This is a genomic window from Pseudomonadota bacterium, assembly GCA_030860485.1.
Classification (GTDB): domain Bacteria; phylum Pseudomonadota; class Gammaproteobacteria; order JACCXJ01; family JACCXJ01; genus JACCXJ01.
The window spans coordinates 1-9321 of record JALZID010000356.1 but is presented as its reverse complement, the minus strand read 5'-3'; the positions used below and the strand labels follow the sequence as shown (position 1 = coordinate 9321).

At 63.9% G+C, this 9321-nt stretch carries 17 protein-coding genes and 1 pseudogene; all 18 read right to left on the bottom strand.

Going from position 1 to position 9321, the window contains the following annotated elements; translation table 11 throughout:
* Nucleotides 1-307 precede the first annotated feature (307 nt).
* Nucleotides 308-841 carry a 50S ribosomal protein L6 gene (gene rplF, locus M3461_22065; GenBank protein ID MDQ3776840.1) on the bottom strand — a complete coding sequence of 178 codons (534 nt, stop codon included), beginning with the start codon at nucleotides 839-841 and terminating at the stop codon, nucleotides 308-310.
* A 24-nt stretch (nucleotides 842-865) separates the two neighbouring features.
* The gene (rpsH, locus tag M3461_22060; protein ID MDQ3776839.1) at nucleotides 866-1255 is read right to left on the bottom strand and encodes a 30S ribosomal protein S8; all 390 of its coding nucleotides are present in this window, start codon (nucleotides 1253-1255) and stop codon (nucleotides 866-868) included.
* A gap of 43 nt (nucleotides 1256-1298) precedes the next feature.
* Complete coding sequence (gene rpsN / locus M3461_22055; GenBank protein ID MDQ3776838.1) at nucleotides 1299-1604, bottom strand: 30S ribosomal protein S14; 306 nt, start codon at nucleotides 1602-1604, stop codon at nucleotides 1299-1301.
* A gap of 21 nt (nucleotides 1605-1625) precedes the next feature.
* Nucleotides 1626-2183 carry a 50S ribosomal protein L5 gene (rplE, locus tag M3461_22050; protein MDQ3776837.1) on the bottom strand — a complete coding sequence of 186 codons (558 nt, stop codon included), beginning with the start codon at nucleotides 2181-2183 and terminating at the stop codon, nucleotides 1626-1628.
* 25 nt (nucleotides 2184-2208) lie between these two features.
* A complete protein-coding gene (gene rplX, locus M3461_22045) occupies nucleotides 2209-2526 on the bottom strand; it encodes a 50S ribosomal protein L24 (protein MDQ3776836.1) in 318 nt (105 codons plus the stop codon).
* An 11-nt stretch (nucleotides 2527-2537) separates the two neighbouring features.
* Nucleotides 2538-2906, bottom strand: a complete 369-nt coding sequence (gene rplN, locus M3461_22040) for a 50S ribosomal protein L14 (GenBank protein MDQ3776835.1) — start codon at nucleotides 2904-2906, stop codon at nucleotides 2538-2540.
* Between the two features lie 22 nt (nucleotides 2907-2928).
* Nucleotides 2929-3195 carry a 30S ribosomal protein S17 gene (gene rpsQ / locus M3461_22035; GenBank protein MDQ3776834.1) on the bottom strand — a complete coding sequence of 89 codons (267 nt, stop codon included), beginning with the start codon at nucleotides 3193-3195 and terminating at the stop codon, nucleotides 2929-2931.
* An 86-nt stretch (nucleotides 3196-3281) separates the two neighbouring features.
* Nucleotides 3282-3479, bottom strand: a pseudogene (rpmC, locus tag M3461_22030) (50S ribosomal protein L29).
* Nucleotides 3476-3889 (bottom strand): 50S ribosomal protein L16, encoded by a 414-nt coding sequence (gene rplP, locus M3461_22025; protein ID MDQ3776833.1) that lies wholly within the window; start codon nucleotides 3887-3889, stop codon nucleotides 3476-3478. The pseudogene rpmC and the gene rplP overlap by 4 nt, the downstream one beginning before the upstream one ends.
* A gap of 14 nt (nucleotides 3890-3903) precedes the next feature.
* A complete protein-coding gene (gene rpsC / locus M3461_22020) occupies nucleotides 3904-4578 on the bottom strand; it encodes a 30S ribosomal protein S3 (GenBank protein ID MDQ3776832.1) in 675 nt (224 codons plus the stop codon).
* 96 nt (nucleotides 4579-4674) lie between these two features.
* The gene (gene rplV, locus M3461_22015; GenBank protein ID MDQ3776831.1) at nucleotides 4675-5004 is read right to left on the bottom strand and encodes a 50S ribosomal protein L22; all 330 of its coding nucleotides are present in this window, start codon (nucleotides 5002-5004) and stop codon (nucleotides 4675-4677) included.
* Between the two features lie 9 nt (nucleotides 5005-5013).
* Complete coding sequence (rpsS, locus tag M3461_22010; GenBank protein ID MDQ3776830.1) at nucleotides 5014-5292, bottom strand: 30S ribosomal protein S19; 279 nt, start codon at nucleotides 5290-5292, stop codon at nucleotides 5014-5016.
* Between the two features lie 12 nt (nucleotides 5293-5304).
* Nucleotides 5305-6135, bottom strand: a complete 831-nt coding sequence (gene rplB / locus M3461_22005) for a 50S ribosomal protein L2 (GenBank protein MDQ3776829.1) — start codon at nucleotides 6133-6135, stop codon at nucleotides 5305-5307.
* 6 nt (nucleotides 6136-6141) lie between these two features.
* The gene (gene rplW, locus M3461_22000; GenBank protein ID MDQ3776828.1) at nucleotides 6142-6441 is read right to left on the bottom strand and encodes a 50S ribosomal protein L23; all 300 of its coding nucleotides are present in this window, start codon (nucleotides 6439-6441) and stop codon (nucleotides 6142-6144) included.
* On the bottom strand, nucleotides 6438-7058 hold the full coding sequence (gene rplD, locus M3461_21995; protein ID MDQ3776827.1) for a 50S ribosomal protein L4: 621 nt from the start codon (nucleotides 7056-7058) through the stop codon (nucleotides 6438-6440). The genes rplW and rplD overlap by 4 nt, the downstream gene beginning before the upstream one ends.
* Before the next feature lies 1 nt (nucleotide 7059).
* Nucleotides 7060-7731: a 50S ribosomal protein L3 gene (gene rplC, locus M3461_21990; GenBank protein ID MDQ3776826.1), complete on the bottom strand. Its 672-nt coding sequence runs from the start codon at nucleotides 7729-7731 to the stop codon at nucleotides 7060-7062.
* A gap of 34 nt (nucleotides 7732-7765) precedes the next feature.
* A complete protein-coding gene (rpsJ, locus tag M3461_21985; protein MDQ3776825.1) occupies nucleotides 7766-8077 on the bottom strand; it encodes a 30S ribosomal protein S10 in 312 nt (103 codons plus the stop codon).
* Between the two features lie 54 nt (nucleotides 8078-8131).
* On the bottom strand, nucleotides 8132-9321 hold a 1190-nt coding region (tuf, locus tag M3461_21980; GenBank protein MDQ3776824.1), incomplete at its 5' end, for an elongation factor Tu.

The window sequence follows — 9321 nt, the reverse complement described above, 5'->3', positions numbered from 1 at the left end:
CGCCCGCCGTGCCCGACGCAAACGGCTGGTTTTCTTATCCATGACGCCCCTCAGAGTTTGTGAAAAAATCGTCGCGAGCGAAGGGAGGTCGCGTTGCATCCTCGGCGCGCCAAGCAGGGCCACTCCCTGGCCCTGGCTTCCCGCCGGAGCGCAGGACCGTTTCGCCGGGAGCGAAACGGAGCGCAAGCCCCGCAGGGGCGAGTCCCAAGGATGGGACGAGCAACCGGAGTGTATATGGAAATACATGAGGATTCCGAGCACCGCCGGAACGCGAGATCCCGAGCGCAGTAGATCTTTTCACAAACTCTCAGGCCTTCTTCGCTTCTTTGCGGACGATCACTTCGTCCGAGTACTTGATCCCTTTGCCCTTGTAGGGCTCCGGGGGACGGAAGGCGCGAATATTGGCCGCGACCTGCCCGACTTGCTGTTTATCGTTGCCCTCCACCAGGACCTCCGTCACGCTCGGGGTCCGGATGGTGATGCCCTCGGGTATCTCGAGCTTGATGGGATGGGAATATCCCAGGGTCAGATTGAGGGTCTTCCCCTGCACCTGTGCGCGGTAGCCGACGCCATTGATCTCGAGCTTTTTGTTGAAACCGCTGGATACGCCGAGGACCATATTGGCCAGCAAGGCTCGATAGGTCCCGGCCATCATATTGGCCGCCTTGGACTCGGAGTGCGGCGCTACCGTCAAAGCGCCGTCGCCCAAGGTCACGCCCACGAGCGGCGACAAGGACCTCGACATCGTGCCTCGTTTCCCTTTGATGACCACCGACTCGGCACCGATCTCGGCGGCGACGCCGGAGGGCAGAGGGATGGGATTCTTCGCGACCCTGGACATGATTGGCCTCTAATCGCTGGACTTTCAGGCAATGTAGCAGATGATTTCCCCGCCCAGGCCCTGGCGGCGCGCCTCACGATCGGTTAGGACCCCGCGCGAGGTGCTGAGGACCGTAACGCCCAAGCCCCCGCGCACCTTGGGGATCGCATCCTTGGCGCGGTACACGCGCAGCCCGGGACGGCTCGCGCGGCGGAGGCCCTCGATCACGGGCCTGCCCTCGAAGTATTTGAGCGTGATGGTCAGCGTTCTCAGTGACTCGTTCGCTTCGCTGCGGAAATCCTCGATATAGCCTTCGCGTTTCAGCACCTCCGCGATCGCCACCCGCTGTTTCGATTCGGGCATCGTCACCTCTGCCTTGCGGGCCGCCTGAGCGTTACGAATACGGGTCAGCATATCGGCGATGGGGTCTTGCATGGTCATGGGAGCATCCTACCTGGCGTCTACTACGTTCGGACCGTCACCAGCTCGCCTTGACGAGCCCCGGGACATCGCCGTTCATGGCCGCGATGCGCAGCATGCTGCGAGACAGTCCGAACTTGCGATAAAACCCGTGCGGGCGCCCGGTGAGCCGGCAGCGGTTGTGGAGGCGCACCGGGCTCGCGTCGCGCGGCATCTTCTGGATCTTGGTCTGAGCCGCCCGCCGCTCCTCGACACCCAGGGACTTGTCGTTCGCCTGCGCGAACAACTGGGCGCGCCGGGCGGCGAAGCGCTTCACCGTGCGCAGCCGCCGCCCCTCGCGATGGATCACCGAAGTCTTGGCCATGATGCTCGTGCTCCTCGCCCCTCAGGCCCGCAGGGGAAAATAGAACGCCATGAGGAGGGCGCGCCCTTCCTCGTTGTTGCGCGCGGTGGTGGTGATACAGACATCGAGACCGCGGATCACGTCGATCTTATCGTAATCGATCTCCGGGAAGATGATCTGCTCCTTGACGCCGAAGCTGTAGTTGCCGCGGCCATCGAACCCACGCGCCGGCAGCCCTCGGAAATCACGGATCCGGGGCACCGCGATGTGGATCAGGCGTTCGAGGAACTCGTACATGCGTTCCCGGCGCAACGTCACCATACAGCCGATGGGCCAGCCGTCCCGGATCTTGAAGTTCGCGATCGACTTGCGGGCCTTGGTCACGACCGGCTTCTGGCCCGCGATCCGCTGCAGATCGTCGACCGCGTGATCGATCACCTTCTTGTCGGCGACGGCCTCGCCGACCCCCATGTTCAAGGTGATCTTGCTGATACGCGGCACCGCCATGCGGCTCCGATAACCGAACTTTTGGGTAAGGTCTCCGACCACCGTATCGCGATAGTGTTCGCGCAACTTATTCGCCTTGCCCGGCCCGGGCATCGCGCGCCCTGTCTTATAAAAGTTCTCAGACATCGACGACCTCGCCCGTCGACTTGAAATAGCGGACCCTGCGGCCGTCATCGAGGGAACGGATCCCGACCCGATCCGGCTGCTTGGTCTGGGGGTTGTACAAGGCCACGTTCGAGATATGCATGGGGGCCTCCTTCTGGATGATCCCGCCGGCCGTCCCGGCCCTCGGATTGCCGCGCGTATGCCGCTTGACGGTGTTCGCGTTCTCGACCACCACCCGATCGGCACCGATCAAGCGCAATACGGCACCGCGATGGCCCTTGGATCGGCCCGTCGTCACCACCACCTGATCACCCTTCTTGATCTTTCGCATCGCTCTCGACCTCACAACACCTCGGGTGCGAGCGAGATGATCCGCATGAACCGCTCGCTCCGGAGCTCGCGCGTGACGGGCCCGAAAATGCGCGTCCCGATGGGCTGTAACTGTTTATCGAGCAACACCGCGGCATTGCCGTCGAAGCGCACCAGCGATCCATCCGGCCGTCGCACCCCCTTTCGGGTCCTCACCACCACGGCATCGTAGACCTCGCCCTTCTTGACCTTGCCACGCGGGATGGCCTCCTTGACGGCGACCTTGATGACATCACCGATCCCGGCGTAGCGACGATGCGATCCCCCCAGCACCTTGATACACATGAGCCGCCGGGCGCCGCTATTGTCGGCGGCATCGAGCGAAGATTGCATCTGGATCATCGGGTCCCCCAAAAAAATCCAATCAGACCTCCGCCGCGCGCACGAGGACCTTGTTGAGCCGCCAGCTCTTGCGCTTGGACAATGGCCGGCACGCCTCGATGGCCACCACATCGCCCGGCGAGCACTCGTTGCGTTCGTCATGCGCGAGCAGCTTCGTGGTCCGCCGTATGTATTTCTTGTAAAGCGGGTGCAGCACTCGCCGCTCGACCGCGACCGCGATAGTCTTCTGCATCTTGTTGCTCACCACCTGGCCGACCAAAGTCCGGCCCGCCTTCGCCTCTCTGCCCATCACCGAGCCCCGCCGGGGCTTGCGGCCCCCTGTTTATTGCCGGGGCCTGCGGCCCCCTGTTTATTGCCCCCCTGTATATTGCCCCCCTGTATATTGAAATCGGGTTCGTTCAAAACCGTCTTCACTCGCGCGATATCGCGCTTGACGTCCCTGAGACGGTGCGGCTTGACCGCCTGCCCTGACCCCTTCAGCATGCGCAGGTTGAAGTGCTCCCTTGCGAGCTCCAGCAAGAGCTTATCGAGATCGTCCCGGGACTTGCCCCGCAGCTCAGCGGCGGAGCTCATAACAGCGTACGGCTCGCGAGCGCGGTACCCACCGGGAGCTTGGCGCTCGCCAGGCGAAACACCTCGCCGGCGATCTCGGCCGATACCCCTTCCATCTCGTAGAGGATGCGCCCCGGCTGCACCAAGGCGACCCAGTACTCGACATTGCCCTTGCCCTTCCCCTGCCGCACCTCCAGAGGCTTTTGCGTGATGGGCTTGTCCGGAAAAACGCGGATCCAGAGCTTTCCGCCGCGCTTCACGTAACGCGACATGGCGCGCCGTGCCGCCTCGATCTGGCGGGCCGTGATGCGCCCCCGGGTCGTGGCCCGGAGCCCGTACTCGCCGAAGCTGACCCGGTTGCCCGAGCCGGCGAGCCCGCGATTGCGACCCTTCTGTTGCTTACGGTACTTGGTCTGCTTGGGTTGCAGCATGACGGTTCAATCCTCTACTTGGCGGCGGCTTCGGCGGCCCGACTCTCGGTCGCCTCGCCCCGGCCCAGGATCTCGCCCTTGAAGATCCACACCTTCACCCCGATGACCCCGTAGGTGGTCTTGGCCTCGGCGAGGCCGTAGTCGATATCCGCGCGCAGGGTGTGCAGCGGGACACGCCCCTCCCGATACCACTCGGAACGCGCGATCTCCGCGCCGTTCAAACGACCGGCGACATTGACCCTGATCCCTTGCGCACCCAGGCGCATGGCGTTGGTCACCGCCCGCCTCATCGCGCGGCGAAACATGATACGCCGTTCGAGCTGATTGGCCACGCTTTCCGCCACGAGATAGGAGTCGAGCTCCGGCTTTCGGATCTCCTCGACGGTGATCTGAACCGGGACACCCATCATGCGCGACACCTCCCTGCGCAGGGCTTCGATGTCCTCGCCCTTCTTGCCGATGACGATCCCCGGTCTGGCCGTGTGAACGATGATGCGCGCATTGTTGGCCGGCCGCTCGATCTGGATCGCGCTCACCGAAGCGCTCCGCAGTTTCTGCCTCAGGAACTCGCGGACCGCCAGATCGGTGTTGAGATAGTCGGCGTACTTCTTCGACTCCGCGTACCAGCGGGACGACCAGTCGCGGATCACGCCCAGACGAAACCCGGTGGGATGTACCTTTTGACCCATGCGTATCTGCCTATTTCATTCAACCACGTAGCCCATTCCACGCGGCTCGTTCCACCAAGCCGCTCCTTCCGCCGCGTGTTTATTCAGCCACCCGGCCTATTCAGCCACCCGAATGGTGATATGGCTCGTGCGTTTCACGATCCGATTGGTGCGGCCACGGGCACGGGCCGATACTCGCTTGAGCGAGGCCGCCGGGTCGACGGTGATCGACCTAACCTTGAGCTCGTCGATGTCGGCACCATCATTGTGCTCTGCGTTGGCAATGGCCGAATTCAGGACCTTCTTGATGATCCCGGCCGCCTTCTTATTGCTGAAGGTCAGGACGCCGAGGGCCCGATCGACCGGCAGCCCCCTCACCAGATCGGCGACGAGACGGGCCTTCTGGGGCGATATCCTCACGTTACGCAGCTTCGCGGACGTCGGCATACCGGCCTCTTAGGCGCTCTTGGCCTTGCGATCGCCCACATGGCCCCGAAAAGTCCGCGTCACCGCGAACTCCCCGAGCTTGTGGCCGACCATGTTCTCCGTGACGTAGATCGGTACATGCTGGCGGCCATTGTGTACGGCGATGGTCAGCCCCACCATATCGGGGATCACCACGGAACGGCGCGACCAGGTCTTGATCGGCCGTTTGTCGTTATTGGTCCGCGCCTTCTCCACCTTGTCCAGGAGGTGATGGTCCACGAACGGTCCTTTATGCAATGAGCGAGGCACGGCTCTCCCCGACTAACCGAGCTTGTTTCGCCGACGGACGATCATCTTGGTGGTGCGTTTGTTCTTGCGCGTCTTGTGTCCCTTGGTGGGTTGGCCCCAGGGACTCACCGGGTGGCGTCCACCCGAGGTCTTGCCTTCACCACCGCCGTGGGGGTGATCGACCGGGTTCATGGCGACGCCGCGCACCGTGGGCCGCACCCCGCGCCAGCGTTTGGCGCCGGCCTTCCCGAGCGCGCGCAGGGAGTGCTCCGCATTCCCGACCTCACCGATCGTCGCCCGGCACTCCAATAGCACCTTGCGCATCTCCCCCGAGCGCAGCCTCAAGGTCGCGTGCGCGCCGTCCCGCGCGACCAATTGTACGGAGCCCCCCGCGCTGCGCCCAAGCTGCGCCCCCCGCCCCGGCTGCATCTCGACGCAGTGGACGGTGGTGCCTACCGGGACATTGCGCAACGGCAGGGTGTTGCCGGGTTGGATCGGGGCGTCTGTCCCCGAACAGAGCGTCGCACCCGCCTGCACACCCTTGGGGGCGATGATGTAACGCCGCTCACCGTCGGCATACAGGAGCAACGCGATGTGCGCCGAGCGATTCGGGTCATATTCGAGGCGCTCGACCCTGGCGGGGACGCCGTCCTTGCGCCGCTTGAAATCTACCAGGCGATAGAGCTTGCGATGACCGCCCCCGCGGTGCCGAACGGTGATCCGACCTTGGTTGTTGCGACCGCTCGCGCTGTCTTTTTTTTCCGTGAGCGGCCGGTACGGGTTGCCTTTGTGCAGGCCCGGCGTCACGACTTTCACCAGACCGCGGCGGCCGGGGGAGGTCGGTTTCACCTTGATCAGCGCCATGTCCGCCTACTCGCGCCCCATGAAATCGATGTCGAAGCCTTCCTTCAAGCAGACATACGCCTTCCTGAACCCCGAGCGCCGACCACGCTGGCGCCGAAAGCTCTTCTGTTTGCCCTTGATATTGCACACGCGGACGTGCTCGACCCGGACCCCGAACATAAGCTCGACCGCCTGCTTGACCTCGGGCTTGGTGGCGTCCTTCACCACGCGAAAAACGAACTGCTTCTGGGGCCGCTCACCGAGCTGGGTGGCTTTCTCCGATACCCTGGGCTCGACCAGGACTCGATGGAGGCGCTCCGTATTCATGCCAATCTCGCCTCCAAGGTTCGCAGCGCCTGCTCCGTGATCAAGACGGACTCATGAGCAACCAGGCTCACCGGATCCACGGCCCCCGCCAGGCGAATATCCACCGCAAAGAGGTTGCGGGACGCCAGATGCAGGTTGGCCTCGAAGGACTCCGTGACGATCAGGGCCTGCGCAAGGCCCAACGCCGAGAGCCGCACCACCAACCCTTTGGTCCTCGGCTCGGACACGGCGAGCGCATCGACCACCGTAAGCCGCCCTTGCCGGACCAGCTCCGAGAGGATCGAGCGCATGGCCACACCGTACATCTTGCGGTTCACCTTTTGTGCGTAGTTCCGGGGACGCGCGGCAAACGTGACCCCTCCGGTGCGCCACAAGGGGCCACGGGTGGTACCCGCGCGTGCGCGCCCCGTGCTTTTCTGGCGCCACGGCTTGGCGCCGCCGCCGCGCACCTCGGCGCGGGTCTTCTGGGCCTTGGTTCCGGCACGCCCGCCAGCGAGATAGGCGGTCACGACCTGGTGCACGAGGGGCTCGTTGTAAGGAGCGGCGAACACGGCGTCGGACACGGACAAGCTGCCCGCCTCGGCCCCGGAGTCGCCGCTACGCAGCGCTATCTGCATCTCACTCACCCGTGCTCGGCCCCATGCCAATCGCCCTGTGCCTTGTGTTGGGCCGTATGATCAGATCGGCGCCCTTACCGCCGGGCACCGCGCCCCTGATCAACAACAGGTTGCGTTCGACGTCGATGCGCACGACCTCGAGGTTCTGTGCCGTGCGCCGCGCGTTTCCGAGATGCCCGGCCATGCGCTTGCCCTTGAATACGCGACCCGGCGTCTGGCGCTGCCCGGTCGATCCGGGCGTACGGTGCGACAGCGAATTGCCGTGCGTGGCATCGCCCGAGCTGAAGTGGTGGCGCTTGATGGTGCCCGCGAACCCCTTACCGTGGGTCCTCCCGGCGACATCGACTTTCTGTCCAACCCGAAACAGATCGACGGTCACGACCGCCCCGGGGACCAGCGACTCGCCCTCCCCGTCTCCCAGACGGAACTCCCAGAAACCCGTCCCCGTCTCCACGCCTGCGCCCTTCAGGATCCCCGTCGAAGGCTTGTCGATGCGCCCCCGGTTCTGCCGGCCGGTCGTCACCTGAACGGCCCGATAGCCGTCGCGAGCACCGGTCTTGACCTGCGTGACGTGATTGGGCAGGACTTCGATGACGGTCACCGGCACCGTCGCGCCCGCCTCCGTAAAGAGACGGGTCATCCCACACTTGCGCCCTACGAGTCCCAAGGCCATGGTATTATTTCTAAAAGAAAGTTGAAAAATAGAATTAACTCAACCGGATCTGCACTTCGACCCCGGCGGCGAGGTCCAGCTTCATGAGGGCATCGACGGTCTTATCCGTTGGATTGACGATGTCCAGGAGCCGTTTATGGGTACGGATCTCATACTGGTCGCGCGCGTCCTTGTCGACGTGCGGGGAGACCAGGACCGTGAAGCGTTCTTTTCTGACCGGCAGCGGAATGGGGCCCTTGACCTGGGCGCCCGTGCGCCGCGCGGTATCGACGATCTCGCGCGCCGATCGGTCGATCAATCGGTGATCGAAGGCCTTGAGCCGAATGCGAATGATCTGGTCAGCCATGGGGCGTGCTTCGCTCTGCTGCAAGATACCGTTTCATAACTGGATGACTCATCGTCACTCGATCACCTTGGCGACGACCCCGGCCCCGACCGTCCGGCCGCCTTCCCGGATCGCGAACCGTAACCCCTCCTCCATCGCGATCGGCGCGATCAACTTCACCGTGATCTTCACGTTGTCTCCCGGCATCACCATCTCGACGCCCTGAGGCAGGTCCACCGCGCCCGTCACATCCGTGGTCCGAAAGTAAAACTGCGGCCGGTAATTGGCGAAGAACGGCGTGTGACGACCCCCCTCCTCCTTCGACAACACGTACACCTCGGCCTCGAAGTGCGTGTGCGGCGTCAGACTCCCGGGCTTGCACAACACCTGACCACGCTCCACGTCCTCACGCTTGGTGCCCCGCAAGAGCACCCCGATGTTGTCCCCCGCCCGACCCTCGTCCAACAACTTCCGAAACATCTCGACCCCCGTGCAAACGGTCTTCTGCGTGTCCTTGATCCCGACGATCGCCACCTCCTCCCCGACCTTCACCTTCCCGCGCTCCACCCGACCCGTCACCACCGTCCCACGACCCGAGATCGAAAACACGTCCTCGATGGGCATCAGGAACGGCTTGTCCACCTCACGCTCCGGCACCGGGATATACTCGTCCATCGCCGCAATCAAACGCTCGACCGAGGGCACCCCGAGCTCCGATCCGTCCCCCTCCAGGGCCTTCAACGCGCTCCCCACCACCACCGGCGTCTTCTCCCCGGGGAACTTGTAACTGTCCAGCAACTCCCTCACCTCCATCTCCACCAACTCCAAGAGCTCCGCGTCGTCCACCATGTCGGCCTTGTTCATGTACACCACCATGTACGGAACCCCCACCTGACGCGCCAAGAGGATGTGCTCGCGGGTCTGCGGCATCGGACCGTCCGCCGCCGACACCACCAGGATCGCCCCGTCCATCTGCGCCGCCCCCGTGATCATGTTCTTCACATAGTCCGCATGACCCGGACAGTCCACGTGCGCATAGTGCCGCGCAACACTCTCGTACTCCACGTGCGCCGTCGCAATGGTGATCCCGCGCGCCTTCTCCTCCGGCGCGTTGTCGATCTGATCGTAGGACCTGAACTCCCCCCCGAACTTCTTCGACATCACCAAGGTCATCGCCGCCGTCAAGGTCGTCTTCCCATGATCCACATGACCGATGGTCCCGACATTCACATGGGGCTTGGTCCGCTGGAATTTGCTCTTGGCCA

What these genes read in the sequence shown, in the direction of transcription:
- rplF (MDQ3776840.1), bottom strand. Translation starts at nt 841, where the DNA reads ATGTCCAGGGTCGCGAAGAATCCCATCCCTCTGCCCTCCGGCGTCGCC.
- rpsH (MDQ3776839.1), bottom strand. Translation starts at nt 1,255, where the DNA reads ATGCAAGACCCCATCGCCGATATGCTGACCCGTATTCGTAACGCTCAG.
- rpsN (MDQ3776838.1), bottom strand. Translation starts at nt 1,604, where the DNA reads ATGGCCAAGACTTCGGTGATCCATCGCGAGGGGCGGCGGCTGCGCACG.
- rplE (MDQ3776837.1), bottom strand. Translation starts at nt 2,183, where the DNA reads ATGCCCGGGCCGGGCAAGGCGAATAAGTTGCGCGAACACTATCGCGAT.
- rplX (MDQ3776836.1), bottom strand. Translation starts at nt 2,526, where the DNA reads ATGCGAAAGATCAAGAAGGGTGATCAGGTGGTGGTGACGACGGGCCGA.
- rplN (MDQ3776835.1), bottom strand. Translation starts at nt 2,906, where the DNA reads ATGATCCAGATGCAATCTTCGCTCGATGCCGCCGACAATAGCGGCGCC.
- rpsQ (MDQ3776834.1), bottom strand. Translation starts at nt 3,195, where the DNA reads ATGGGCAGAGAGGCGAAGGCGGGCCGGACTTTGGTCGGCCAGGTGGTG.
- rplP (MDQ3776833.1), bottom strand. Translation starts at nt 3,889, where the DNA reads ATGCTGCAACCCAAGCAGACCAAGTACCGTAAGCAACAGAAGGGTCGC.
- rpsC (MDQ3776832.1), bottom strand. Translation starts at nt 4,578, where the DNA reads ATGGGTCAAAAGGTACATCCCACCGGGTTTCGTCTGGGCGTGATCCGC.
- rplV (MDQ3776831.1), bottom strand. Translation starts at nt 5,004, where the DNA reads ATGCCGACGTCCGCGAAGCTGCGTAACGTGAGGATATCGCCCCAGAAG.
- rplB (MDQ3776829.1), bottom strand. Translation starts at nt 6,135, where the DNA reads ATGGCGCTGATCAAGGTGAAACCGACCTCCCCCGGCCGCCGCGGTCTG.
- rplW (MDQ3776828.1), bottom strand. Translation starts at nt 6,441, where the DNA reads ATGAATACGGAGCGCCTCCATCGAGTCCTGGTCGAGCCCAGGGTATCG.
- rplD (MDQ3776827.1), bottom strand. Translation starts at nt 7,058, where the DNA reads ATGCAGATAGCGCTGCGTAGCGGCGACTCCGGGGCCGAGGCGGGCAGC.
- rplC (MDQ3776826.1), bottom strand. Translation starts at nt 7,731, where the DNA reads ATGGCCTTGGGACTCGTAGGGCGCAAGTGTGGGATGACCCGTCTCTTT.
- rpsJ (MDQ3776825.1), bottom strand. Translation starts at nt 8,077, where the DNA reads ATGGCTGACCAGATCATTCGCATTCGGCTCAAGGCCTTCGATCACCGA.